This window comes from Streptomyces sp. WAC07094 (assembly GCF_036320405.1).
GTDB classification, from domain to species: Bacteria; Actinomycetota; Actinomycetes; order Streptomycetales; family Streptomycetaceae; genus Streptomyces; species Streptomyces lannensis.
Genome location: NZ_JAVMJZ010000001.1, coordinates 807,718 through 831,315 on the forward strand (window position 1 = coordinate 807,718; position 23,598 = coordinate 831,315).

Genomic DNA, 23,598 nt, shown 5'->3' on the forward strand with positions numbered 1-23,598 from the left:
AGACGACTCGACCAGCGGATTCCCGGCCGGACAGCGCCGGCGCGGCGCCCCGTCCCGAGTCCGGGCCCCCGGAACAACCGGACTGTCCGCGTGAGGAGGTTTCCATGAATTGGCGCGAAGCCGCGGCGTGCCGCACCGAGGATCCGGAGTTGTTCTTCCCCATCAGCGGCAGTGGCCCCGGAGCGGCGCAGACCGCCGCGGCGAAGGCCGTGTGCCTGCGGTGCTCCGTCAAGGCCATATGCCTGGACTGGGCCCTGAACCGCCATGTGCAGGGGGTATGGGGCGGTACCACGGAGGGCGAACGGCGCGCGATGCACGGTCACGACGCCCGCGAGCGTGCCCGGTCGGCACAGGAAACGGCGGCCTGACCCGGTCAGGTCGCACGCCCGCTCCATCGCCGTACGCCCATTCCATCGTCGGGCGGGCACGATGGAAGCAAGACATCCACAGAGACCCGGCGCGTTCGCGCGGACGTCTCGTCGTCCATAGGATTCAGGCTCATGCGGGGTAAGGACGCGGGGCAGCTGAGCCCCGGCTCCAACCCGACACTGCACGACCAGCCCATGCTGATGGCGCTGGCCTTCAGGATGCTCGGCTCGACGCACGATGCCGAGGACGTCGTGCAAGAGGCATACGCCCGGTGGTACACGATGTCCGCCGCGGCCCGTGCGGACATCAGGTCCCCTTCGGCCTGGCTGGTGCGGGTGGCCGGCCGGATCTGCCTCGACCACCTGAGGTCCGCGCAGGTGCGCAGGGAGAAGTACACGGGTCAATGGCTGCCGGAACCGCTGCCGGACAGCGCGGCGTGGAGCAGCGTACCCACCTCGGACCACACAGGGGATCCCGCCGACCGGGTCGCCCTCGACGAGTCCGTCACCATGGGGATGCTCGTACTGCTGGAGGCCCTCACCCCGGCGCAGCGAGTGAGCTTCGTCCTGCACGACGTGTTCAAGGTCCCCTATGCCGAGATCGGCACCATCGTCGGCCGCAGCACGGAGAGCTGTCGGGCGCTGGCCGCGGCGGCCCGCAGGAGCATCACCTCAGCGCGCCGCAACGAGGCGGATCTGCAGGAGTACAGGCAACTGGTCCGCGAGTTCAAGAGGGCCTGCCGGACAGGCGAACTGGACAGTCTGATCCGATTGCTGGACCCGCAGGTCACCGCCCGGGCGGACGGCGGAGGACACGTCCGTGCCGCTCCCCGGCCCATCCACGGATCGGACAAGGCCGCCCGCTACCTCATCGGTGTGTGCCGCAGGGAGCCCACTCTCACCGTGGCACTCATGACGGTCGAGATCGCGGGACATCGTCCGGCGCTGGTGTGCCGGGTGGACGGAGTGGTGACCGCCGTCGTCTCCCTGCAGGTCGTCGGGTCCCGGATCACGGATGTGTGGATCATTCGGAACCCGGACAAGCTGACTTCCTGGGCCTGAGGCCGGCCCCGAGGGCCGAGCACGCCGGGGCGGGACATCGGGAACAGACCCCGATCACCGAATTGTCCCGGAAATATGTCATGAAATTGGACCACATCTCGATGTCGCCGACTGCGTAGCCTGGCGGACATGAAGACGAACGAAGCACAGGGGAGCCCGGGGTGCCGTCCCGAGCAGGTGCCGCGTCCGGACCGCGGGACTCCGCCCCGGAAGCCTTCACGGCCCTGATCCGTACGGGCACGGCGGCATGGTGGCGCCGGTCCCTCGCCCGTCCGACGAGCCGACGCCGGTGCCGCGGGCCGGGTGCGGTGAAAGGGTGCAGGCCCGTCCTGGCCGCCTCGCTCGATTCGCTTCCCGCCCGGATGCCGGCACACGACCTGGCGGCCACGCACTCGGGCAGACCGTATCGAGGGGGGACACAGAAGGAATGAACGGTGGGCAGTTCCACGGAAACGGCAACGTCCGAGGCCCGGAAGTCCCTCGAGGCGGTCGGCGCGGCGCTCGCGGTGCTCGACGCGGAGGGAACGGTGGTCGGATGGTCGCAGGCCGCCCAGCGGCTCGTCGGGCACTCCCCCGCGGAGGTGGTCGGACAGTCCGCAGCCGGCCTGCTGGCGACCGAGGAGGACCGGGCGAGGGCCGCGACGGTCGCGGCGCGGAGCGGCCCCCGGGGCCGCTGGTCCTGCACGGCCCGGGTCCTTCACCGCGACGGCCACGAAATCGAGGTGGGCCTGTGCGTCGAGTCGCTGGCAGGCCGGGACGGCCGGGCCCAGTGGGTCGTGACGGCGTCGAACCCGGCCCCGCTCCCCTCCTGGACGGCGGAGGACACCGTCGCCACGGAGTCGCCCCCGTCCGCTGGCGGCGCTCCGCAGCGGCCGCCGATAGGCGTCGAGATACGGGACACCCGGTTGCGTTGTATCTGGGTGAACGGCGTCCAGGGCGCCCAGGCCGAGACGCTCGAGGGAGTGATGCACCGACTCCTCGACAACGGCGGCCTTCTGATCGACCCGGATCAGCGGGCCCTCCTTCAGCCGGATGCGCGCCAGGACTCCACGTCGACGGCTCCCTTCTTCCGCCTCGACGACGCCCGGGGCCGTACGCTGGGCGTGTGCGCCGTGGATCCCGGCACCACCGACGCCCGGCGCGCGCAAGAGCACCGGGCGCTCCTGGACGAGGCCGGCAAGCGCATCGGAACCAGCCTTGACGTCATGCGCACCGGACAGGAACTGGCCGACCTCGCCGTGCCGTTCCTCGCGGACTACGCCACCGTCGACCTGGCGGACCCGGTCCTGCTGGGCGAGGATCCGCCGACCCGCCCCGGCCCCGGGAATCGACGTCACGCCCTCTTTCGCCGCGCAGGCCTCGCCTCGATCCACCCGGGAGCGCCGGAGTCCCTGTTCGCCCTGGGGGAACCGGTGCTCGTCCCGCCCACCTCCCCCTACACCACCGTTCTGTCCGGCGGATCGCATCTGTACCCGGTGGTGGACTCGTCCTCCGAGGCGTGGCTGGACCAGGACCCTCTGCGCGCTCGAAGGATGAGCGAGACCGGGATGCACTCTCTGATGATCGTGCCGATCCACGCGCGCGGATCGGTACTCGGCATGGCGGCGTTCATGCGGACCCAGGACCCCCGGCCGTTCGAGGAGGACGATCTGCTGCTGGCCGAGGAACTCGTCGGCCGGGCGGCCCTGTCCCTGGACAACGCCCGCCAGTACGCGCGGGAACGCTCCGCGGCCCTGGCCCTTCAGCGCCATCTGCTTCCCCACCGGGCCACCGGCGAGCCCGCCGCCGACGTCGCCTGGCGCTATCTGCCCGCCGACAGCCACCACGGTGTCGGAGGCGACTGGTTCGACGTCATCCCCCTGTCCGGCGCGCGCACCGCACTGGTCGTCGGCGACGTCCTCGGCCACGGCATCAACGCCGCCGCCACCATGGGCCAACTGCGCACCGCCGTACGCACCCTGGCCGACATGGACCTGCCGCCCGAGGACCTCCTGGCCCACCTCGACGAACAGGTCGTCCGCCTCGCCGAGAACGACGTCGAGCCGGGCGACCCGGCGGCCGCGACCATCGGGGCCACCTGTCTGTACGCCGTGTACGACCCGGCCACCGGGCAGTGCACGATGGCCCGGGCCGGCCACCCGCCGCCCGCGATCATCGACCCCCACGGCCGGGTCACCTTCCCCGAACTGCCCATCGGACCCCCACTCGGACTCGGACTGGCCCCCTTCGAGTCGGTGACCCTGGAGCTGCCCGGGAACAGCGTGCTCGCCCTGTACACCGACGGTCTGATCGAGTCCCGCGACCAGGACATCGACGCCGGCATGGACCGCCTGGCCGCCGCCCTGGCCCACCCCGGCCTCGACCTGGAGGACCTCTGCTCGAGCGTGGTGGACGCACTGCCCGCCCGGGCACCCATCGACGACGCCACCCTGCTTCTGGCCCGCACCCGTTCACTGGGCCCGAGCCGGACGGTCTCATGGGAGTTCGCGGCCGACCCGGCCGTTGTCGGCCACGCCCGGGCGCTGACCACCCGACAGCTCGCCCGTTGGCAACTGGAGCACTTGGCCGATTCCACGGAATTGATCGTCAGTGAGCTGATCACCAACGCCATCCGCCACGGCAGCGGTCCGGTCCGGCTGCGCCTGATCCGCCACCGCTTCCTGACCTGCGAGGTGTACGACACCAGTTGCGGATCCCCGCGGCTGCGCCATCCCCGCACCACGGACGTGAACGGCCGCGGACTCTTCCTCGTCGCCCAGCTGAGCCGCAAGTGGGGCACCCGCCACACCCCGGACGGCAAACTCATCTGGGCCGAACAGCAACTGACGCCGAGGTGCATCGATCCCTAGGACCTGTCGCCACAGGCCCCCGATCACCGTTCGCCGCACGATCAGCGGTCACCGTCGGTGTACTCGGGCCCTCGCGGACCGGCCCGGCGCAGTTCCCCGACGGGGTCGTCCCCCCTACCCCTCAGAAGCAGTTTCCGGCCGGTCATCGCTTCCAGGTCGAGCTGGAGGGGCGACGGCGGCACGACGAGCACCGGGCACGAGGCGTGGGTGAGACAGTACCGGGCGACCGGGGAGCGCCATCGGCGCAGCCTCCTTCGATGCCCTCCCCCCACGACCAGCAGGTCGTCGTCCCGCCGGGCGATCTGGACGAGCGTGCGGCCCGCCGTCCCGGACATGGCCAGTCCCTCGACCTGCACGTCGTGGTCGGTGGCACCGAAGACGTCGTTCAGCGTGTCGGCCAGGAGCCGCATCGCTGCCCTTCTGGTGCCCTTGGGCGCCGACGCGGCGGACCCGCGCGGCGGATCCGTGTCCTTCGGCCGCCACACCAGTACGGCCAGCAACCGGCGCCCGCTGAGCCGGGCTTCGACACCGGCTCGCTGCAAGGCAACCACGCTGTTCAGAGAACCGCTGACGCCGACCACGATGCGCCGCTGTGCCGGTCCGCCCATGGGACTCCTCCTCCTGGCCTCGAGGAGATGACGTCCGGGCGCCGGGGTGTGTGATGTAGGACCGCTCACATCCGGCCATGAGCGCTCGCGCCGGCGAGGCGGTGAGACCCGTGGAGCGCGGGCACGGCATCCGGCGCACCCGCCACCGCTGTGACAGCCGTCACCTCACGCCCGCCCATGTTGTGTCGTCGATCCGGTGAGCGGCTCCCGGCCGTGCACATCCCCGGCGCCGCCTCTCGTCGCCCTCTCCATGCCGTGAGGAGACGCGCGGCAGGCCTCACCCAGAACGGAAGGAACACATGTCCGACTGTCTTGAAGAACATCACGAGCCCATGGGCGTCGGGGCCGGCAGCACCAACCGGCAGGGAGCCGAGCGGTGACGGCCCCACTGCACAAGGACGCCCCGGTCGCCGGAGGAACCCGGCGCAGCAACCATCCGGGACTCGCGCTGTTCGTCATCGCCACGTGCCAGCTGATGATCGTGCTCGACAGCACGATCGTGAACATCGCGCTGCCGGACATTCAGCGGTCGCTCGGCTTCTCCACGACGGACCTGTCATGGGTGCTGAGCGCCTACACCCTCACCTTCGGCGGGCTGATGCTGCTCGGCGGACGGGCGGGCGACATCCTCGGGCGCCGACGTGTTTTCACGGCGGGCATCCTCCTGTTCACCCTCGCGTCCCTGCTGGGCGGTCTGGCGCACGAGCCCTGGCAGCTCCTCTCCGCGCGGGCTCTGCAGGGGATCGGCGGCGCCATAGCGTCTCCCACCTCGCTCGCCCTCATCACCACGACGTTCCCCGAGGGACCTGAGCGCAACAGGGCGATGGGGGTGTTCGCCGGCGTCTCGGGCGCCGGGGCGGCCGTCGGTCTCCTGGCGGGCGGCATGCTCACCGAGTGGCTGAACTGGCGCTGGGTGCTGTTCGTCAACGTCCCCATCGGCCTGGTGATCGCAGTGCTCGCACCGTTGTACATCAACGAGTCCACGCGTCGCCCCGGGCACTTCGACATCGCCGGCGCCACGACCTCCACCCTGGGCATGGCGTCGCTGGTCTACGGGTTCATCCGGGCCTCCGAGGACGGATGGAGCGACACCGTCACCGTCGCCTCCTTCGTGGCGGCGGCCGTACTCCTCGCCGCTTTCGTACTGATCGAATCCCGCGCCGCGGATCCCATCGTCCCGCTGCGCCTGTTCGGCGACCGCAATCGCGTGGGCTCCTACGTCATGATCCTGTGCCTGGCCGGCGCGATGTACGGCATGTTCTTCTTCATCGTCCAGTTCTTCCAGATCGTGCTCGGCTACAGCCCGATCACCTCGGGTCTGGCCTCACTGACCTTCACCGGGGCGCTGGTCGTCGCGGTCGGGTTCACTCAGCGGTTCCTGCCCGTCCTCGGTCCCAGGCCGCTCGTGATCGTCGGATCCGCCCTCTCCATCGCAGGGTTGTACTGGCTGACGTTCATCGAACCCGACAGCACGTACTCGGGCGGTGTGCTGGGACCCATGCTCATCTTCGGTGCGGGCATCGGCCTCAATTTCGTGACGCTGACTCTCACCGCGGTCTCGGGTGTGGCGCACCACGAGGCGGGAGCCGCGTCCGGTGTGCTCAATGCGGCGCAGCAGGTGGGCGGTTCACTGGGGCTCTCCATCATGGTGACCGTCTTCGGGACGGCGAGCCGTGACGAAGCGGAGCACCAACTGCCGTCCTTCATGGCACAGGCCGGTCCCGCGGAGAGGTCTCAGCTGGCCCGGACGGGGCAGCTGCCCGGTGCCTGGGGACACGCGGTACTGACGCACGGCATCGCGTCGGCCCTCCTGACCGCCGCGGCCATGGCCGCCGTGGCACTGCTGATGGCAGTGGTACTCATCCGGGTACGCAGGAGCGACGTGGACGCCCTCAACGGCAGTGCCACGGCCGCGGGTCACGTCCTGTAGCACGCGTCGTCCGTGTCAGGGGCCCGACGGTGCTCGAGGGCACGCGCGCGGGACTCATGGGAGGGGCCGGACGTCCGGCCCCTCCCGTGCGCGCCGCGGTTCACTCCCCCGCGGGACGTGCGCTACCCGACGTCCCGGCTGCGCCAGGCATGCAGCTTGTCCGGGTGCATCATCACCCACAGACGATCGATGCGGTCCTCATCGTCGAGTTCGATCGCGATGACCAGGACGGTGGCCCCGCCGATCCGCCCGACCAGTCCCGGTCGCCCGCTGACCAGCACTTCCTCGAAGGAGACTCCTGGTTCCTTGCGCAGTACTCCTTGGCAGAACCGCGCGATCCTGTCGGCGCCGACCACGGGCCGCAGCGCGGTGCGCACCTTTCCGCCGCCGTCCGACGTGGCGGTGGCGTTCGCAGCGAGCAGTCCGACCAGCATCTCCAGGTCGCCGGTCTCACAAGCGCGCTTGAAGGCCGACACGACATCACGATGCCGTGAGCCACGCACGCTCCGCGGCTGCGCGGCTCTGACGCGGCGCCTTGCCGTCGAGGCGAGTTGACGGCATGCGGCCGGTGAGCGGCCCACGGTCTCGGCGATCTCGGTGAACGGCACTCCGAAGACGTCGTGCAGGATGAACGCGACACGTTCTGCCGGGGTCACCGAGTCCAGGACCACCAGGACGCCCATGGTGACCGACTCGTCCAGACTGACCTGCTCCGCGGGATCCGTCCCCGGATCGGCGGGGCGCCCGGTGTCCCACGGCGTCCCGGGCAGGGGCTCGGGCAGCCACTCCCCCAGGTAACTCTCGCGTCGGACCCGCGCGGAGGACAGCTGGTCCAGACAGATCCTGCCGGCCACACGCACCAGCCAGGCCATCGGTGTCCTGATGCCGCGCCGGTCCTCTTCGGAGAGGGCGTACCAGCGCGTATAGGTCTCCTGGACCACGTCCTCGGCGTCGTACGACGACCCGAGCATCCGGAACGCAAGGTTGAGCAGGGCCCGGCGCTCGCCGAACACGGCCGTCAGTGACCGGTCGTCGGCGTCGGACCGTGGTGTGTCAGTCATGCGGCTGCTCCCGCAGCACGACCTCGTCGCGGATGGACCTCGTCAAGGGCTCGCGCTCCGCCTCGCAACAGTGTCTCTTCAGCATGTCCCTACGACGGTGCGGCACAGGAAAACGTGAGGCCGGCCGGTCGGGGCCCGGCAACGGGCCCGTGCGTCGCGCAGCGCGCGTTCCGCCGCGACACGCCCCTCCGGTCCCGGCACGAGGAGCCGCGCTGTGTCCTCCGTCACCTCACATCAGCACCTTGCACACCGTCGTAACTCGCGACACTTCCCGCCCGTGAACCGCTGACGCGGTCCTGAGAGAAGAGCTCAAGGTGACGATCAGCAACACCAAGGACCCACACGAGTCGCCCCGAGGAGAGCGACTGGCCGACTGGGCGGACGCCCGGCTGGGCCTGTACTCCATCGCCAAGGCCAATATGCGGAAGATCTTCCCGGACCACTGGTCGTTCATGTTGGGCGAGGTCTGTCTGTGGAGCTTCGTCGTGCTGGTGCTGACGGGGGTCTACCTCACCTTCTTCTTCCATCCCTCGATGAACGAGGTCGTGTACCAGGGCGGCTACATCCCGCTCAACGGCATCCGCATGTCGGAGGCCTTCGCCTCCACGCTCGACATCTCCTTCGACGTACGTGGCGGGCTCCTCATCCGCCAGATGCATCACTGGGCGGCTCTCGTTTTCGTCGCCGGAATGTTCGTCCACATGATGCGCCACTTCTTCACGGGCTCCTTCCGCAAGCCCCGGGAAGTGAACTGGCTGTTCGGCTGGATCATGCTGGTCCTCGGCATGTTCGAGGGATTCGTCGGATACTCGCTGCCGGACGACCTGCTGTCGGGCACCGGGCTCCGGTTCCTCGAGGGTGCCATCCTGTCGGTACCGATCGTCGGCACCTATCTCTCCATGTTCCTTTTCGGCGGTGAGTTCCCCGGCACGGAATTGGTTCCGCGCTTCTACTCGATCCATGTCCTGCTGTTTCCGGCCCTCTTCGCCGCGCTGATCGTCGCGCATCTGATCCTGATCGTCTATCACAAGCACACCCAGTGGGCGGCACCCGGCAGGACGAATCGCAACGTCGTGGGCATGCCGCTGCTGCCCGTCTATGCGGCGAAGGCGGGCGGGTTCTTCTTCATGGTCGCCGGGACACTGGCCGCCATGGCCTCCATCGCCTCCATCAATCCTGTGTGGAGCTATGGCCCGTACCGCCCCGATCAGGTCTCGACCGGAGCCCAGCCGGACTGGTACATGGGATTCGCCGAAGGCCTCATCCGCATCATGCCGGGGTGGGAGATCGATATGGCAGGGCATACCCTCGCGCTCGGTGTGCTCATACCTCTGCTCGTGTTTCCGGTGGTTCTGCTGCTCATCGGTGTGTATCCCTTCCTCGAGGCGTGGATCACCGGGGACAAACGCGAGCACCATCTGCTCGACAGGCCGAGGAACCGGCCCGTGCGCACCGGGCTCGGCGTCGCCTGGATGAGCCTCTATTTCTGTCTGCTCGTCGGGGGCGGGAACGACATTTTCGCCACGCACTTCCATCTGTCCATCAATGCCGTCACCTGGGTCATCCGCATCGCGCTCTTCGTCGTCCCCGCGGCCTCGTTCGTGATCACCAAGCGCGTGTGCCTCGGTCTGCAGTACCGCGACAGGGAAAAGCTGCTGCACGGCTCGGAAACGGGTGTCGTCCGCCGTCTGCCGCACGGCGAGTACGTGGAACTGCACAAGCCGCTCGATGCCGCACAGCGACATGTCCTGACGTCCCATGAGCAGTACCTGCCCCTGGCGCCCGGGCCGCAGGAGGACACGCGCGCGCGTTCTCGCCTCCAGCGGGCGAGGGTGCGCCTGTCGCGCGGCTTCCACGGGCCTTCGGCGCAGGTGGTCGAGCCGACCGACGAAGAGATGCGGCGCAGCATCGAGCACTGACCGCCCGCGACGGTGCCGTGTCATGGCGGCGTCGTGGTGCTCATGACGTGTGGGATCGGCCTCGGGGCGGGATGCGAAGGGCGTACCTTCCGGAGTGATCGATTGATGGTCATCAAGAAGGCCCGCGTTGCGGCGCGGGCCGGGAAGGCACCGCAATGACCCCGCTGCCACCGTCCCCAACGGCCCCCGAACTGCTCGCACGCGCCGAGGAGTCGACCGCATGAGCCGGCCGTCGCACGGCACACTGCATCACGTCGAACTGTGGGTGCCGGACCTCCCCCGGGCGCTCGCTTCGTTCGGCTGGCTGCTCCAGGCGCTGGGGTACTCCGTCCACCAGAACTGGGACGGCGGCCGCAGTTGGCTGCTCGGCCCGACCTATCTGGTCGTCGAGCGGTCGCCGGATCTCACCGCCGAACGGCACGATCGCTGCCGGGCGGGGCTGAACCACCTGGCCTTCCACGTCGAGGACGCCACCGCGGTCGAGAAACTGGTGGCCGACTCCGCCGGGCACGGCTGGCATCTGATGTTCCCCGAGCGGCATCCGTACGCCGGCGGTGGGCAGCACTACGCCGCCTATCTGGAGAACGACGACGGCTTCGAGGTCGAACTCGTCGCGATCGACCCGCCCGAACAAGGCCGGGACCGACCGGCCCACAGTTCTTGACGATCATTCGCAGCGCCCAGGCACCCGGACCGCGCCGCGAGCGTGTGCCGCGTTCAGCCGTTCTCGCGCCGCCGGACGGTCACATACTCACTGGCGTCTCCGTCGTGCAGCCGCCGCAGCAGGGAGCCGCCGATGCGGACTGCCTGTGTCTTCGCCAACTCGGCCTTCTCCCCGAGGAACAGCGAGTCCACGGTCGCGTGCCAGATACCGAGCCACCTCGCGAAGTGCTGCTGCTCGAGGGCGACCGAACGGTTCAGGGCCAGGTGCGGCTGCAGTGCGTTCCCGTGGTACTTGCCCGCCCTGAAGAGCACCGATTCCCAGAAGTCGCACATCACCGGCATGTGCGCCTCCAGATCCATGTGCGCCACGTCCGTGAAGACGGGGCCGATCAGCGGGTCCGCGAAGGCCGCCCGATAGAAGCCGCGCACGAGATCCTCCACGTCCGTCCTGCCGGACAGATCCCGGAGCCGTGACCGGTCCGCACCGGCGGCCGCGGAGCCCGGCAAGGTCGCGGGCCCGCTCGGCGTGGCAGGGCTGCGGTCGGTGGAAACGGCCTTCACACGCCTCTCCCTTCCCGAGTGCGCCAGGGGCCGACACGTCCCATGTCGCTGTGGTGTGGGCGCCACGGATCCTAGCAAAATTTTCATTTCAGATGCATATTTTGCCCCTGTGACGCCCCTCGCCCCGGCCGTACCGGAGGACCGGACCCCGCCTCGCGCTCCGGGCGGCGGGCGGGACGGGACATCACATTCGTGGCGGCTGTTTCGTCTACTGGGCAGGGTCAGGGAAGCGACAGGGAGTACATGACCCCGCGATCCGGCGTCGCGGCGCGTGCCCGCCCGCTGGATACGCGCGGCGCGGCCCGCACGGGACGCCCGACGACCTCCCCTGATCGATGCAGGAGTTTGACGTGCGTGTATTCGTCGCCGGCGGGACCGGGGTCATCGGCCGAGAGCTGGTTCCCCGCCTGGTCACGGAGGGCCATGACGTCGTCGTGACGACCCGCAGTGAGGGCCACGTGCCCGCACTGCGCGCGGCCGGTGTCGAGGGTGTCGTGATGGACGCCCTCGACGCCGCATCCGTGACGGCGGCCGTCCTCGGCGCCGCCCCGGACGTCGTGGTGCATCAGCTGACCTCCCTGGCCATGCACGACTCGGTGGCCAACGCCCGGATCCGCCGGGAGGGGACGCGTCATCTCGTCGACGCCGCCGGGAAGGCCGGGGTCCGCAGGATGGTCGCCCAGTCCATCTCATGGGCTTACCGGCCCGGAACCGGACCTGCGGGCGAGGAGACCCCCCTGGACACCGAGGCGGACGGTCCCCGCGCCGTGCCGGTGGGGGGTGTGCGGGCGCTGGAGTCGGCCGTGGCCGAAATGCAGGAGCATGTGGTGCTGCGGTACGGCACCCTCTACGGGCCGGGTACCTGGTACGCGCCGGACGGCCTCATCAGCGCCGCGCTCGCCCGGGGCGCCGTGCCGGCCGACGACGCCGTGACGTCGTTCCTCCACGTGGCGGACGCCGCGATGGCGGCCGTGTCCGCGCTCACCTGGCCCAGCGGAACGTTCAACATCGTCGACGACGAGCCCGCACCGGCCCATGAGTGGGTTCCCGTCCTCGCCGACGTCCTGGGAGCCCCCGTACCCCCGCGCGCGGAGGGAGGCGGCGCCCCCTGGGAGCGGGGCGCAGACAACGCCCGGGCCACGTCGCTGGGCTGGCGCCCGATCCACCCGAGCTGGCGGTCCGGATTCCGGACGGCACTCGCATGAACGCCGGCCACGTCGCCCGGATCTGACGGGGTTCGCACGGCGGTGGTGGGGCTCCCACGCCCCGTTCCCGTCCAGTGCGGCGAAAGCCCGGAGAACAAGAGCAGAACCCTGACGAGAAAGCGGAAGTCTCATGATCACTGAACTCCTGACACAGGTGCCCCCCTTCGTCCCCGACCGCCCGCACGCCATGACGGTCGTCGTCGAGGTTCCGCCCGGCGACGCCGGAACACCGCCGCACCGTCACTCCGGACCCGCCTTCGGTTACGTGCTTGAGGGTGAGCTCGTCTTCGAACTCGAGGGCGAGCCCGAACGCGTCATCACCGCGGGCGAGGCCTTCTGGGAACCGGGCGGCGACGTCATCCACTACCAGGCCGCCAACAACAGGGACGATGTGCCCGTACGGTTCCTGGCGGTGATGCTGTGCGCGGAAGGCGAACCCATGCTCACCCTGGTCGAGCCCGAGGAACTCGAGGCGCGACGGCATCGGCGTGCGAAGCGGCCGGCCGACGCCCGGTTCTGAGCGTCCGGTCAGCGATCGACGCCCTCCGCGGGCTCGTAGTCGAACCAGTCGAAGGCGACGGTGCCCTCGGTCGCGTACATGCCGATCACCCGGCCGGTGAAGCCGGTGGCCACCTGGGTGGAGAGATAGCGGCCGTCGAGTTCGGCCAGGCGGACCGGGGTACCGCCGCCGAGCGAGAAGGTGATGGTGTCGGGTCCGCCCGCTCTGACGCCCAGCCCCTGCGGGCCGTCGGCGATCACGGTGGGCGGCAGTACATCGGCCGTGCGGATGTCCACGGTCAGCGTCACCTCGCCGGACGGCACCGGGTGTCGAGCCAGGCACTGCCGCACCGGCCCGATACGGGCCAGCACGCTCACGGTGCCGGCGCCGACCTCGATGTCGTAGTGATGGGCCTCGTCCATACGGACGGACAGTCCGCCCCGGCCCGCGCCGGGGTCCACGCGGACGGCCACCCGGCAGTCGTGGTGCTGCTGCCGCCGGCCGACGAACGTGTGCCCCGGGCGGTCGAGGCTGTCCCCGGTGGCGGTGAGGGTCAGCCGCCCCGGCCGCTCCTTCAGCGACCAGGAGCCGTCCGGTCTGCGACGCGGCGAGATCCAGTGCGGCGCCAGGTCCGCGGTGTCGAAGTCTTCCCGTACTGGCGGGGGTTCGACGGGATGCCAGGCCGCGGGAGCCGGGTGCCGCTCCCGCACCGGTCCGACCCGGGGCCAGCCGTCCACCCACTCCACGGGGGTCAGAAAGGTCTCGCGGCCCAGGACGTGGAACTCCGGGAAGTACCCCCGGGGACGTGTGGCCAGCAGCAGCATCCACCAGGTGCCGTCCGGCGCGGACACGAGGTCGGCGTGGCCGGTGCTCTGGATCGGCAGGTCGGTGCTGCGGTGCGAGAGGATCGGATTGGCCGGGGCGGGTTCGTAGGGGCCACGCGGAGAGCGGGCCCGGGCGATGGACACGCTGTGCCCGTGGGCGGTGCCGCCCTCGGCCACCATCAGGTACCACCACGCACCGACGCGGTACAGATGCGGCGCCTCGGGATGCTGCATTCCCGTACCGGACCAGACAGGGAGCGGACCCTCCAGCACCGCGCCGGTCTCCGGATCGATCCGGGCCACCCGGACACCGGAGACCGCACACCAGCACGAGCCGTCGTCGTCCCAGGCGAGGTCGGGGTCGATGCCCTCCAGCGCGACCGGAACCGGGTCCGACCACGGGCCTTCCGGACGGTCGCTGCTGACCAGGAAGTTGCCCCTGCCGCCGACGTCCGTGGTGATCACATGGAAACGGCCGTCGTGGTGCCGGATCGTGGGCGCGTAGATGCCGCCCGAGGCGGGCGTCCCGTCCGGCGCGTACCACTGCCCCGGCCGGTCCAGGACATTGCCGATCTGCCGCCAGTGGACGAGGTCGCGGCTGTGGAACAGGGGAATGCCGGGAAAGTACTCGAAGCTGGAGCACACGGCGTAGTAGTCCTCGCCGACCCGGCACACGCTGGGGTCGGGATGGAACCCGCCTATCACGGGGTTGGCGTACGTCCGCATGGTGTTCGGCACTTCCCTCCGGCGCAGGATTTCGAAAGTTTCGCACCGATGAGCGAACCTTCCGAAACCGCACTGTAGGTCTCGGCCGCGAACCCGGGCAAGGCACGGCGTGCGCCGGTCCATCGGGCGCCGATACGGATTCCGGGGTCGGGACGGTCTGCCGCTCCGCGGGCGGAGGGCCCACCGCCGGAGCCGGAGCCGGACCCCGGGCAGGATCCGCGCAGCCGGCGGCCGGCCCTCCGGCGGGCCTGCCGCGGACAGCCGGTGACTACTCGCCCTCGTACGCCTTCTTGAGCGCGGCGATGTCGAGCTTGCCCATGGAGAGCATCGCCCGGGTGGTGCGGGCGGCCTTCTCCGGATCCGGGTCGCCGGTCATCTCGATGAGCCCGTCCGGGATGACCTGCCATGACACGCCGTACTTGTCCTTGAGCCAGCCGCACGGCCCGGGCCGGCCACCGCCCTCGGTGAGTTTGGCCCAGTAGTAGTCGACCTCCTCCTGGTTCTCGCAGTAGATCTGGAAGGAGATCGCCTCGTTGAACGTGAACTGAGGGCCGCCGTTGAGCGCGACGAACCTGTGGCCGTTGGCCACGAATTCGGCGGCGATCACCGAGCCCGCCGGACCCGGTCCGGCCTCGGTGTAGCGGCCGATCCGTCCGATGCTCGAGTTCTTGAAGATCGAGACGTAGTGGTGCGCCGCCTCTTCGGCCTGGCCGTCGAACCAGAGGCAGGTGGTGAATCCATCGGTGGCCATGAGTTCCTCCTGGAGCATGATGCGGTCATCCGTATCGACCGGTCCCGGCACCGGAACTCATCGGCAGGACGCGAATCGATCCGGATGGCGCGCGAACCATGCCGAACCCCCGCAGTTCACGACGGAGATCGACGGGGCGAGCGTCCACTTCGCCCACATCCGCTCGCCCGAACGTGACGCCACCCCGCTGATCGTCACCCATGGCCGGCCGGGCTCGATCGTCGAGTTCCTCGACAACGTCGGAGCGCGCCACCGCGCGGAGCGCACCGAGAACCGCGGAGCGCACCGAGAACATCGTGCGCTGGACGGAGTTCCCCCGGCGGGCATTTCGCAGCCATGGAGGAGCCCGATCTGCTGATCGACGACGTCCGGGCGTTCTTCGGCGAGTTGCGCGAGAAGGGCTGAGCCGGCCCTCTGCCCAGGGCGAATCTGCGGTAGGCAGAGAATCCTCCTGCGGGCACCGCCCGCGATCGACAGTGGAGTCGACGGCTTCCGCGCCACGACAAGGAGACGCGATGACTCCACCGACCACCCTCTCGCCCCGTGCGCAGGAGGGCGACACCCCACCCAGCCGCTTCGACGACCATCTCGCCGCGCAACTGCTCGCCCAGCGGATCGTCATCCTGGGCACACAGGTCGACGAGGTCTCGGCCAACCGGGTGTGCGCCCAGCTTCTGCTGCTGTCGGCCGAGGACCCCCGCGCCGACATCAGCCTCTGCATCAACAGCCCCGGCGGGTCCGTCACGGCGGGGCTCGCCATCTACGACACCATGCGGCTCGTCCCCAACGACGTGTCGACCCTGGTGATGGGGTTCGCCGCCAGCATGGGGCAGTTCCTGCTCACGGTCGGCGCCCGGGGCAAGCGGTTCGCGCTGCCGAACGCCCGGATCATGATGCACCAGCCGTCGGCCGGCATCGGGGGCACCACGGCCGACATCGAGATCCAGGCGGAGAACCTGCAGTACACCAAGAAGGCCATCGAGCGGATCACCGCCGAGCACACCGGGCAGAGCGAGGAGACCATCGCGCGGGACGGCGACCGGGACCGCTGGTTCACCGCCGAGCAGGCCAGGGACTACGGAATGGTGGACCGGGTGGTGGAGTCGCTCGCCGACGTCCGCCCGGCCACGGCACGCCGACGGATGGGGTTGTGACATGGGGTCGTACACGGTTCCCTACGTCGTCGAGCGGACCGCACAGGGCGAGCGTTCCTACGACGTCTTCAGCCGGTTGCTCAACGAGCGGATCATCTTCCTCGGCACCGAGATCGACGACGGTGTCGCCAACGTCGTCATCGCGCAACTCCTGCATCTGGAGTCGTCGAACCCGGAGCACGAGATCTCGATCTACATCAACTCGCCGGGCGGATCGTTCACTTCACTGATGGCGATCTACGACACGATGACGTTCGTGCAGGCCCCGATCTCCACGTTCTGTGTGGGGCAGGCCGCCTCCACGGCCGCGGTCCTGCTGGCCGGCGGCGATCCCGGGCGGCGGTTCGTGCTTCAGCACGCCCGGGTGCTGCTGGGACAGCCGGCCAGCGGCGGGCAGCAGGGCACGGTCTCGGACCTCAGCCTCCAGGCCAAGGAGATGGTCCGTATCCGCGCCCAGGTGGAGGAGGTGCTCTCCCATCACACCCATCACGATGCGACGACCCTGCGTGCCGACATGGACCGGGAAAAGGTGTTCACCGCGCAGGAGGCCGTCGCGTACGGACTCGCCGACGAGGTGCTGAGTCGCCGGCTCGCGTTCGTCTGACGGGGACCGGGGCCCCGTACGTCCCCGAGCCGGTCAGGCGGCGAGGCACAGCCCGTCGTACTTCGCCGTCGGAGACGTACGGCTCCGGCCGGTACGCGACAGGGTGTGCCGCGCCAACTCGCCCTGGGCGAGCGAGAGCAGATCGGAAAGGCCGAGGCCGAGCGCCTGGGCGGCGGCCGCGAGGACCTCGGAAGAGGCCTCCTTGCGGCCCCGCTCGAGCTCGGAGAGGTACGGCATGGAGATTCTGGCCGACTCCGCGACGTCCTTGAGCGTGCGCTCCTGCGCGAGCCGCTCGCGCCGCAGCACGTCACCGACGAGGTCGCGCCACAACGGCTCCCGCGGAGCCGGGGTACGCGGCGCCCGCTCCTGCGGCTGCGCGGGCCGGGCCGGGCCGTCGGCACGGGGCGGAGCGGTCTGCGGACGCAGGGGGATGACGCGGGCTTCGTTCGGCGCTCGATTGTTCACGCCTTCAGCCTAGGCATCCGGGGCGGCACCGGAAGGGTGCGGCATTCCGCCCTGGGTGAATCCCGCGCCGCGGTGACCGCCACCGCCGGGTCCGAGCCGCGGCGCGGGGCGCCCCTACTGACCGACTCGCCCGTCGATCCGCTCCCGCAGAAAGTCGGCGTGGCCATTGTGACGGGCGTATTCCTCGATCATGTGGACGAGGACCGCTCGCAGGGCGATCGGCTCGTCGCCGACCGTTCCGGTGACGTCGAGGCCCGGCGCCTCGGCGACGAAGCGTTCCGCGAAGGCGACTTCGGCGCGCCAGGTCCGCCAGGCCTCGGCGACGACCTCGGGTTCGGCCACCGCGCCGTTGAAGTCCGCGTCCCGGTCCTCCTCGGTGCGGTAGGGCCGCGGCACGTCCTGACCTGCCAGCACCTGCCGGAACCAGCGGTGCTCCACGCCGGACATATGACGGACGAGGCCGAGCAGCGAGAGATCGGAGGGCGGCACCGAACGGCGGGCCATCGCCTCGGCGTCCAGCCCCGCGCACTTCATCTCCAGCGTCAGCCGCTGATCGCGCAGATAGCCCACGAGCGTGGCCCGTTCCCCCACGAAGCCACTGTCGCCACGAGGATCGTCGTCGGGCCGGACGAACATGTCCGACCACCCGAACTTCTTTTCCGCCGAAAGGGACGAGCCGTCTTCCGTTCCGGTGAGATCCGTCATGGCACGAGCATCGGCCGCGGTCCGCCGGCGCGCCACCCGTTTTCAGGACCGCGCCGCCCGTGCCGCGGTGGCCCTCGCCCTGCCGGAGTGACCGGCCTCACGAGGTTGCCACACATGTGCCCACATGGTTCCCGGAGTCGGGGGTACACGCGCACACACGACGCCTGGACAACGCCGAGAGGCCCAACAGTGAGTTTCGTGGGAGAGGTAATGGACACCGCCATGAGCTGGTCGACGGTCACCGACAGGACGGTCCGGACCAGGGTTGGTGAGGAGAGCCTGCCGACCGTCACGGACCCGAGGACGATCGCTCCTCGTGATGCACGAGAGCTGTCCCGTCAGTTCTTCCAGCGGCTGACCGCGTTGGAGGAGGGCACCCACGAGCACCAGTACGCGCGCAACACGCTGATCGAGATGAACATGTCGCTGGTGCGCTTCGCGGCCGGACGGTTCCGCAACCGCGGCGACGACATGGAGGACATCGTCCAGGTCGGCATGATCGGCCTCATCAAGGCCATCGACCGGTTCGAGATCTCCCGCGAGGTGGAGTTCACCTCCTTCGCGGTGCCGTACATCGTCGGCGAGATCAAGCGGTTCTTCCGCGACACCACCTGGGCCGTCCATGTGCCGCGCCGGTTGCAGGAGTTGCGGGTGGAGCTGGCGAAGGCGCGCGAGGAGCTCGCGACCCGCCTGGATCGTGAGCCGACCGTCGCGGAACTGGCAGCGCTGATGAATCTGCCCGAGGACGAGGTGATCGAGGCGCAGATCGCGGCCAACGGCTACAACTCGTCCTCGCTGGACGCGACGCTGACCGGGGACGACCAGGACGGAGAGGCCGTGCTCGCCGACTTCATCGGCGAGGAGGACGACGGCATGGCCCTCGTGGAGGACTTCCACACCCTCGCCCCGCTGGTGGCGAAGCTCAGCGAGCGTGACCGGACGATCATCCACATGCGCTTCGTGGAGGAGGCCACACAGGCCGACATCGGCGCCCGCCTCGGCTGTTCGCAGATGCATGTCTCGCGCCTGATCAAGCGCATCGTCCAGCAGCTGCGCCGCGGGATGCTGGACGACGTCAGGCGGGTCGACGCCATCTGACGGGCCACAGGGCGAGACCGCACGAGGGCGAGACCGCACGCACCACGGCCGTGACCCGCTTGCCGACCGGGACCCGCTCACACGTCACCCGGGTGGCCAGGGCGTGGACGATCTCCAGCCCGTGCATGCCGATACGCCCGGGGTCCTTCGGATAACGCCGGGGCAGGGCGGCACTGCTGTCGTAGACGGCCACGGTCACATCGGTGTCGGTGCCCTCGAGCTCGAGGATGTACGGGCCGTGGCTGTGCCGCTGCGCGTTGGTGACGAGTTCGCTCACCACCAGGAGCACATCGCCGGTGGTGCGCCCGTCGATGGAGGCGCACCACTCGGACCGGAGCTGCTCGAGGAACAGTTCACCGAAGGCCCTCGCCTCGGTGACGGACCCCGGTTCGCCGGTGTAGTGCGACGCTCTCCGCAGCGGCTCGACGGGCGTGTCGAAGTGTGTCGGTATCACCACTTCGTCCAGGTGCTCCCTCATACGGTCTCTCTCGAATGCCGGTCCTCGTCGTCACGGCGCCCCCGAGGGCACCGCACCAGTGCTCGTACCCAGTGACGCGTTCCCCAGTCACCGTGGTTGCCGGCCCCGCCGTCGCGAGTTCGACGGCCCCGTCCGCCGGGGGCATCTTCGCGTCGGTCCGGGGCATTCGCAGGGTACGACGCCCTGCCGTACGCCGTCAGGGCCGGGGTACCGGAGGTGGACCGTGAGCTGGTGGCTGTGGCCGGTCCTCGTGGCTGCGGTGGTGGTGCTGCTGTTCGGGCTGCTCCTGTGGGTGCAGGCGCGCCGGCGGGCGGGCACGGTGATCGCCGTCCAACGGGGACAGGACTCCGGAAGGCGGCAAGCGCGGTGAACGAGTTGACGGGCGCGCGCGAGTTGTCCGGGCGCCCCGTGGTGACCTTGGGCGGGGACGTGGTCGCGCAGGTGAAGGACACGGTCTTCGACGGCCCGGCCGGTCAGGTGACCGGATTCACCCTCAGCGGCCGTGGCCTGCTGGCAGGTCCGCTGCGCAGGAGCCTGCCGTGGGCATCCGTGCACGCACTGGGCCGGCACGCCGTGATGATCCGCGGTGCGGAGGTGCTCGCCGAGCGGTCGGCGGTGGTGGCGCGCAGGGAGGCGGCGCACGGCCGGCTGGTCGGTGCCAGGGTGCTGACGGACGAGGGCACGGAGATCGGTGTCGTGCTCGACGTCGTGGTCGAGGCGGGCACCAGCGGACGAGTCGTGGGTTTCCGGCTCGACGCCCGTGAGTCGCTCGTCACAGGGTCGCGCAGACGCCGCCGCCAGGTGTTCGTGCCCCGTGGCGAGACGCTCGCAGTGTCCGGGCGGGCATTGGTGGTCCCCGCGGACGCCGTTCGGTTCGTCGCCGACGACCTCGCCGGATTCGCCGCCCGCGTCGCGGCGTTCCAGGCACTCGGCAAACCCGCGGCGGGCGGTGTGGAGAGGGGGCCGCTGCCATGACGACGTACTCCCGGGTCCGGGGTCTGCCGGTGGTGACCCTGGGTGAGGCACAGGAGATCGGGACGCTCGCCTCCCTCACCGTCGACGCGGCGGGCGGACGGATCACCCACATCCGGGTGACGGGGCGGCGCGGCCGCGCACAGGGGGCGGTCGGCTGGAACGCCCTGCACGCGATCGGGACCGACGCCGTGCTCGTGGAGTCGGACGTCCTGCCGCAGGCCGGGCCGCCCGGCCCGGGCAACGAGGCGCTCGGGGTCAGGGTGCTGTCCGAGGACGGCGACGACCGCGGGACGGTCCAGGACATCGTGTTCGACGCGTCCAGCGGCCGTATCGAGAAGGTCGTCACCACACTGGGCGAGGTTGCGGGCGATCGGCTGCTCGGGCTCGGGGACTACGCGCTCGTCGTGCGGGGCGACCTGACGGCCGGACCGGAGGGCTGATCGGGGTCGAACGCCCCGGGTGGCGGGCCCGCCACCCGGCGGACGCGACCGGACCGCTCGGCAGGCGCTGCGTGGAAGGGCTGCTTACCGTGGCAGCGTGAGCGCCTCGACTCCGTCCCGGCAGGCCGACATCCCCACCGCGAGCCCACCGGCCGTGCCGCACGGCTGGGGCCGGGCTCTCGCGACCGTGCTCGCCGGGCTCATCGCGATGATCGTGCCGGCCGCGCTCGGACTGTGGGCGGCGGGCCTCACCGGCGTTCCCGACAACGGCTTCCCCCGGGTGGTCGCGGCCACGTTGGTCGCCGCGGTCGGCGGCACCGTGAGGCTGGCGGGCGACGCCGGCGCCCTCGCCGACACCCAGGCGGAGCTGACGGTGATGCCGTTGTCGGTGACGCTCGGCGGAGCGCTCGTGATCGCCGCCGGGTTTCTGCGGCCGCTGCGCCACCGGGCCGTCGCCCCGGCGTCCGAGCTGGCGGGGTGGGCGGCCCGGATCGCCGTGCTGTGGCTGCTGGCCCTGCTCGGACTCGCACGGGTGGCCCGCCAGACCTTCACCGCCCCGCCCGGCAACGGGTCCATCGGCGACATCGAAGACCTGCTCGGCGTCGAGCCGCAGATCGGTTACCGGGCCGACCTGCCGCTGACCGTGCTCTTCGGGCTGCTGTGGCTGGCGGGGGTGCTCGTCCTCGCTCTGCTGGTCTCCCGCAGCGCGCCGCTCCCGGCCCGGCTGCTGCGCCTTCAGGACCGGGTGCGTCCCGCCGCCTACGCCATGGTGGGCCTGCTCCTCACCTGTGTCGCAGTGGGCCTGGTGATCGGGCTGGTCGTGGCGGCGACGCGCGGGCATCCCGCCCGGACGTTCGCCCTGATCCTGCTGGGTTTGCCCAATGTGGTGTGGCCGGCCCTCACCCTCGGACTGGGCGCCACCTGGAACGGCCGGGTGGACGGACCGTTCGGGCTTCCCGTGCCACATCTGCTCGACCAGGTCCTTCGCACACCGGACGTCTCGACGCTCGACCTCGGCACACTCTCCGAGCACGACGGCCGGGTGTGGTGGCTGGTGGCCGTCGCCGCGCTGCTGATCCTCACCGCCGCCTTCGTGATGGCGGCGCGGTCGCCGGCTCGGGTCCGGCCGTGGCAGAACTCCCTGCACATGGCCGCCGCGCTGGTACTCACCGTGCTGATGATCTGTCTGGTCTGCCGGGTGTCGGCCCACTACGGTCTGACCCTGCTGGGTATCGGTGATCTGGGAGGCGGACTGTCCGGCGTGCTGCTCCTCACGCCGCAGCTGTGGACCGCACTGGGCCTGGCCGCGTTGTGGGGGCTGGTCACCGGATTCGCCGGCGGACTGCTCGCCTGGAGAGTGCGCCGACGGCGCGAGGCCGCCTAGCACCCGAAGGCCGCGGGACCGGGCCGGCTGTCAGGCGGCCGGGGTGGAGAGCGCGGGGACGAAGCGCTGCATGCGCAGCGCGTCCACGGATTCCGCGAGCAGTTCGTACTCCGTGGTGTCGTCACTGACGGAGACACGCACCAGCCGTCCGGCGGCCAGCTCCTCGGCCGCCTCCTGCTGCCGGCCGTCGTCACCGCACCAGTCCCGCAGCACGCCCGGCACATCGGGCACGGTGTCGGCGACGGGGGCGAGGGAGTTCGGCGGGAAGAGCGGGTCGTCGGGGTGCGGGTCGAGCCGCTCCGCGATCCAGCACGCCCGGTCCCGCATCCACCACAGCGCCAGGGCGAGAGTGGGCGCTCGATAGGTGCCCAACGGCACACCGACGCGTCGGCCGCCGCAGATGCCGTATGCCGTGACATGGCACAGGAATTCGTCGTGCACGATCGTCCCCCAGTGCGGTACTCCGTGCCGGGTCGGGCTCGTGGTGCCTTGCATGCGCTCGCTTGTGCACGGGGGTGACCCGAGCGCGGCGCGCGACGGCGCGTTCCGGTCGTGGCCGGATCACCCTGTTACTCGAGTATCGTCACTCCTGACTCTCTGTCACCACGCCATTTCGGCGAGTCTCCTGGCATATTCATGCGAGCCTCATGGCCGAAACGATTCGGCAGAGGGCGGGGGCATCGCTTACCCCGGAGGTAATCGACGCCCATGGGCGCGTCCGGGCATCGTTTCCGTACCGGCCCGAGGGGCACCGAGCCCCGGGATCCGGCTCCCGCCCGGCACCATGACCTCGATGGAGGCTGATCCGCCATGTCCGCAGACACCGCCCGCCACGAAACCGCCGTCGCCCGCTACTTCGAGGCGTGGAACACGAACGACCCCCAGGCGCTGGCGAAGGCCGTCGCCGCCGCCTGGGCCGGCGACGGAAGCTACACCGATCCACTGGCCGACGTCAGCGGGCACGAGCAGATCGCCGCGGTGATCGCGGGGGCGCACGAGCAGTTCCCGGGCTTCTCCTTCCGGCTCTCGGGCGCGGTGGACGGCCACCATGGCATCGCGCGCTTCGCCTGGGAACTGGTCAACGAGGCGGACGGGTCGGCCCCCGTCGCCGGCTTCGACGTGATCACCCTTGCCGACGACGGACGGATCCGAGCGGTCCTGGGCTTCCTCGACCGCGTCCCGGCGGGCGCGGCCCCGAACCCGAGGTAGACCGCGTACAGGCAGGCGCGAAACGCAACACGCGGTACGCCGCGCGCCGGCGGGCCCTGA

25 protein-coding genes and 1 pseudogene are annotated in these 23,598 nt (G+C 70.4%); 17 read left to right on the forward strand and 9 right to left on the reverse strand.

Annotated features, from left to right (window positions below):
• The first annotated feature begins 104 nt into the window (after positions 1-104).
• The 3 genes from RCR19_RS03595 (at position 105) to RCR19_RS03605 (ending at position 4,279) form a co-directional block, all read left to right on the forward strand.
• Entirely contained in the window at positions 105-368 is a 264-nt protein-coding gene (locus tag RCR19_RS03595; RefSeq protein ID WP_331263723.1) for a WhiB family transcriptional regulator, read from the forward strand.
• 132 nt (positions 369-500) lie between these two features.
• The gene (sigJ, locus tag RCR19_RS03600) at positions 501-1,430 is read left to right on the forward strand and encodes an RNA polymerase sigma factor SigJ (RefSeq protein WP_331263724.1); all 930 of its coding nucleotides are present in this window, start codon (positions 501-503) and stop codon (positions 1,428-1,430) included.
• Between the two features lie 434 nt (positions 1,431-1,864).
• A complete protein-coding gene (locus RCR19_RS03605; RefSeq protein WP_331263725.1) occupies positions 1,865-4,279 on the forward strand; it encodes a SpoIIE family protein phosphatase in 2,415 nt (804 codons plus the stop codon).
• 41 nt (positions 4,280-4,320) lie between these two features.
• Here RCR19_RS03605 and RCR19_RS03610 read toward each other — a convergent pair whose 3' ends face one another.
• Entirely contained in the window at positions 4,321-4,887 is a 567-nt protein-coding gene (locus tag RCR19_RS03610; protein WP_331263726.1) for a universal stress protein, read from the reverse strand.
• Between the two features lie 376 nt (positions 4,888-5,263).
• Here RCR19_RS03610 and RCR19_RS03615 point away from each other — a divergent pair, with 376 nt between their 5' ends.
• The gene (locus RCR19_RS03615) at positions 5,264-6,817 is read left to right on the forward strand and encodes an MFS transporter (RefSeq protein WP_331263727.1); all 1,554 of its coding nucleotides are present in this window, start codon (positions 5,264-5,266) and stop codon (positions 6,815-6,817) included.
• A 122-nt stretch (positions 6,818-6,939) separates the two neighbouring features.
• Here RCR19_RS03615 and sigJ (RCR19_RS03620) read toward each other — a convergent pair whose 3' ends face one another.
• Complete coding sequence (gene sigJ, locus RCR19_RS03620; protein ID WP_331263728.1) at positions 6,940-7,878, reverse strand: RNA polymerase sigma factor SigJ; 939 nt, start codon at positions 7,876-7,878, stop codon at positions 6,940-6,942.
• 419 nt (positions 7,879-8,297) lie between these two features.
• On the opposite strand from sigJ (RCR19_RS03620), the gene RCR19_RS03625 reads away from it, so the two are divergent.
• Together RCR19_RS03625 and RCR19_RS03630 are read left to right on the forward strand one after the other, a co-directional pair.
• Positions 8,298-9,797, forward strand: coding sequence for a ubiquinol-cytochrome c reductase cytochrome b subunit (locus tag RCR19_RS03625; RefSeq protein ID WP_331269330.1), 1,500 nt, complete (start codon positions 8,298-8,300; stop codon positions 9,795-9,797).
• A 220-nt stretch (positions 9,798-10,017) separates the two neighbouring features.
• A complete protein-coding gene (locus RCR19_RS03630; protein WP_331263729.1) occupies positions 10,018-10,461 on the forward strand; it encodes a VOC family protein in 444 nt (147 codons plus the stop codon).
• 53 nt (positions 10,462-10,514) lie between these two features.
• On the opposite strand, the gene RCR19_RS03635 is transcribed toward RCR19_RS03630, so the two are convergent.
• Positions 10,515-11,021 (reverse strand): group III truncated hemoglobin, encoded by a 507-nt coding sequence (locus RCR19_RS03635; RefSeq protein ID WP_331263730.1) that lies wholly within the window; start codon positions 11,019-11,021, stop codon positions 10,515-10,517.
• A 350-nt stretch (positions 11,022-11,371) separates the two neighbouring features.
• Between RCR19_RS03635 and RCR19_RS03640 the strand changes: the two genes are divergently transcribed.
• Both RCR19_RS03640 and RCR19_RS03645 read left to right on the forward strand, forming a co-directional pair.
• The gene (locus RCR19_RS03640; RefSeq protein ID WP_331263731.1) at positions 11,372-12,226 is read left to right on the forward strand and encodes an NAD(P)-dependent oxidoreductase; all 855 of its coding nucleotides are present in this window, start codon (positions 11,372-11,374) and stop codon (positions 12,224-12,226) included.
• Between the two features lie 130 nt (positions 12,227-12,356).
• A complete protein-coding gene (locus RCR19_RS03645) occupies positions 12,357-12,746 on the forward strand; it encodes a cupin domain-containing protein (protein WP_331263732.1) in 390 nt (129 codons plus the stop codon).
• A gap of 8 nt (positions 12,747-12,754) precedes the next feature.
• On the opposite strand, the gene RCR19_RS03650 is transcribed toward RCR19_RS03645, so the two are convergent.
• Together RCR19_RS03650 and RCR19_RS03655 are read right to left on the reverse strand one after the other, a co-directional pair.
• Positions 12,755-14,275, reverse strand: coding sequence for a glycoside hydrolase family 43 protein (locus tag RCR19_RS03650; protein ID WP_331263733.1), 1,521 nt, complete (start codon positions 14,273-14,275; stop codon positions 12,755-12,757).
• 268 nt (positions 14,276-14,543) lie between these two features.
• The gene (locus RCR19_RS03655) at positions 14,544-15,026 is read right to left on the reverse strand and encodes a VOC family protein (RefSeq protein WP_331263734.1); all 483 of its coding nucleotides are present in this window, start codon (positions 15,024-15,026) and stop codon (positions 14,544-14,546) included.
• A gap of 109 nt (positions 15,027-15,135) precedes the next feature.
• Between RCR19_RS03655 and RCR19_RS03660 the strand changes: the two are divergent.
• From RCR19_RS03660 to RCR19_RS03670, 3 genes and pseudogenes are all read left to right on the forward strand, one after another.
• A pseudogene (locus RCR19_RS03660) lies at positions 15,136-15,270 on the forward strand (epoxide hydrolase N-terminal domain-containing protein); the annotation flags it as partial.
• Between the two features lie 271 nt (positions 15,271-15,541).
• A complete protein-coding gene (locus tag RCR19_RS03665; protein WP_331263735.1) occupies positions 15,542-16,180 on the forward strand; it encodes an ATP-dependent Clp protease proteolytic subunit in 639 nt (212 codons plus the stop codon).
• Position 16,181: 1 nt separating this feature from the next.
• Entirely contained in the window at positions 16,182-16,784 is a 603-nt protein-coding gene (locus RCR19_RS03670; protein WP_331263736.1) for an ATP-dependent Clp protease proteolytic subunit, read from the forward strand.
• 33 nt (positions 16,785-16,817) lie between these two features.
• Here RCR19_RS03670 and RCR19_RS03675 read toward each other — a convergent pair whose 3' ends face one another.
• Together RCR19_RS03675 and RCR19_RS03680 are read right to left on the reverse strand one after the other, a co-directional pair.
• The gene (locus RCR19_RS03675; protein WP_331263737.1) at positions 16,818-17,249 is read right to left on the reverse strand and encodes a helix-turn-helix transcriptional regulator; all 432 of its coding nucleotides are present in this window, start codon (positions 17,247-17,249) and stop codon (positions 16,818-16,820) included.
• A gap of 114 nt (positions 17,250-17,363) precedes the next feature.
• A complete protein-coding gene (locus tag RCR19_RS03680; protein WP_331269331.1) occupies positions 17,364-17,885 on the reverse strand; it encodes a DinB family protein in 522 nt (173 codons plus the stop codon).
• 279 nt (positions 17,886-18,164) lie between these two features.
• Between RCR19_RS03680 and RCR19_RS03685 the strand changes: the two genes are divergently transcribed.
• On the forward strand, positions 18,165-19,052 hold the full coding sequence (locus RCR19_RS03685; protein WP_331269332.1) for an RNA polymerase sigma factor SigF: 888 nt from the start codon (positions 18,165-18,167) through the stop codon (positions 19,050-19,052).
• On the opposite strand, the gene RCR19_RS03690 is transcribed toward RCR19_RS03685, so the two are convergent.
• Positions 19,030-19,530 (reverse strand): ATP-binding protein, encoded by a 501-nt coding sequence (locus tag RCR19_RS03690; protein WP_331263738.1) that lies wholly within the window; start codon positions 19,528-19,530, stop codon positions 19,030-19,032. The two genes, RCR19_RS03685 and RCR19_RS03690, sit on opposite strands and share 23 nt — an antisense overlap.
• 223 nt (positions 19,531-19,753) lie before the next feature.
• On the opposite strand from RCR19_RS03690, the gene RCR19_RS03695 reads away from it, so the two are divergent.
• The 4 genes from RCR19_RS03695 to RCR19_RS03710 all read left to right on the forward strand — a co-directional run bounded on the left by RCR19_RS03695 (position 19,754) and on the right by RCR19_RS03710 (position 22,329).
• Positions 19,754-19,900: a hypothetical protein gene (locus RCR19_RS03695; RefSeq protein WP_331263739.1), complete on the forward strand. Its 147-nt coding sequence runs from the start codon at positions 19,754-19,756 to the stop codon at positions 19,898-19,900.
• A complete protein-coding gene (locus RCR19_RS03700) occupies positions 19,897-20,505 on the forward strand; it encodes a PRC-barrel domain-containing protein (RefSeq protein ID WP_331263740.1) in 609 nt (202 codons plus the stop codon). The genes RCR19_RS03695 and RCR19_RS03700 overlap by 4 nt, the downstream gene beginning before the upstream one ends.
• Entirely contained in the window at positions 20,502-20,945 is a 444-nt protein-coding gene (locus tag RCR19_RS03705; protein WP_331263741.1) for a PRC-barrel domain-containing protein, read from the forward strand. Before RCR19_RS03700 ends, RCR19_RS03705 begins: the two co-directional genes overlap by 4 nt.
• 130 nt (positions 20,946-21,075) lie before the next feature.
• A complete protein-coding gene (locus RCR19_RS03710; RefSeq protein ID WP_331269333.1) occupies positions 21,076-22,329 on the forward strand; it encodes a streptophobe family protein in 1,254 nt (417 codons plus the stop codon).
• Positions 22,330-22,359: 30 nt separating this feature from the next.
• Here the strand turns inward: RCR19_RS03710 and RCR19_RS03715 are convergent, their stop codons facing one another.
• Positions 22,360-22,770: a hypothetical protein gene (locus RCR19_RS03715; protein WP_331269334.1), complete on the reverse strand. Its 411-nt coding sequence runs from the start codon at positions 22,768-22,770 to the stop codon at positions 22,360-22,362.
• Between the two features lie 369 nt (positions 22,771-23,139).
• Here RCR19_RS03715 and RCR19_RS03720 point away from each other — a divergent pair, with 369 nt between their 5' ends.
• On the forward strand, positions 23,140-23,538 hold the full coding sequence (locus tag RCR19_RS03720; protein ID WP_331263742.1) for a nuclear transport factor 2 family protein: 399 nt from the start codon (positions 23,140-23,142) through the stop codon (positions 23,536-23,538).
• Positions 23,539-23,598 lie beyond the last annotated feature (60 nt).

What these genes read in the sequence shown, in the direction of transcription:
- RCR19_RS03595 (WP_331263723.1), top strand. Translation starts at nt 105, where the DNA reads ATGAATTGGCGCGAAGCCGCGGCGTGCCGCACCGAGGATCCGGAGTTG.
- sigJ (WP_331263724.1), top strand. Translation starts at nt 501, where the DNA reads ATGCGGGGTAAGGACGCGGGGCAGCTGAGCCCCGGCTCCAACCCGACA.
- RCR19_RS03610 (WP_331263726.1), bottom strand. Translation starts at nt 4,887, where the DNA reads ATGGGCGGACCGGCACAGCGGCGCATCGTGGTCGGCGTCAGCGGTTCT.
- sigJ (WP_331263728.1), bottom strand. Translation starts at nt 7,878, where the DNA reads ATGACTGACACACCACGGTCCGACGCCGACGACCGGTCACTGACGGCC.
- RCR19_RS03625 (WP_331269330.1), top strand. Translation starts at nt 8,298, where the DNA reads ATGCGGAAGATCTTCCCGGACCACTGGTCGTTCATGTTGGGCGAGGTC.
- RCR19_RS03630 (WP_331263729.1), top strand. Translation starts at nt 10,018, where the DNA reads ATGAGCCGGCCGTCGCACGGCACACTGCATCACGTCGAACTGTGGGTG.
- RCR19_RS03645 (WP_331263732.1), top strand. Translation starts at nt 12,357, where the DNA reads ATGATCACTGAACTCCTGACACAGGTGCCCCCCTTCGTCCCCGACCGC.
- RCR19_RS03650 (WP_331263733.1), bottom strand. Translation starts at nt 14,275, where the DNA reads ATGCGGACGTACGCCAACCCCGTGATAGGCGGGTTCCATCCCGACCCC.
- RCR19_RS03655 (WP_331263734.1), bottom strand. Translation starts at nt 15,026, where the DNA reads ATGGCCACCGATGGATTCACCACCTGCCTCTGGTTCGACGGCCAGGCC.
- RCR19_RS03665 (WP_331263735.1), top strand. Translation starts at nt 15,542, where the DNA reads ATGACTCCACCGACCACCCTCTCGCCCCGTGCGCAGGAGGGCGACACC.
- RCR19_RS03670 (WP_331263736.1), top strand. Translation starts at nt 16,182, where the DNA reads ATGGGGTCGTACACGGTTCCCTACGTCGTCGAGCGGACCGCACAGGGC.
- RCR19_RS03680 (WP_331269331.1), bottom strand. Translation starts at nt 17,885, where the DNA reads ATGTTCGTCCGGCCCGACGACGATCCTCGTGGCGACAGTGGCTTCGTG.
- RCR19_RS03685 (WP_331269332.1), top strand. Translation starts at nt 18,165, where the DNA reads ATGGACACCGCCATGAGCTGGTCGACGGTCACCGACAGGACGGTCCGG.
- RCR19_RS03690 (WP_331263738.1), bottom strand. Translation starts at nt 19,530, where the DNA reads ATGAGGGAGCACCTGGACGAAGTGGTGATACCGACACACTTCGACACG.
- RCR19_RS03705 (WP_331263741.1), top strand. Translation starts at nt 20,502, where the DNA reads ATGACGACGTACTCCCGGGTCCGGGGTCTGCCGGTGGTGACCCTGGGT.
- RCR19_RS03720 (WP_331263742.1), top strand. Translation starts at nt 23,140, where the DNA reads ATGTCCGCAGACACCGCCCGCCACGAAACCGCCGTCGCCCGCTACTTC.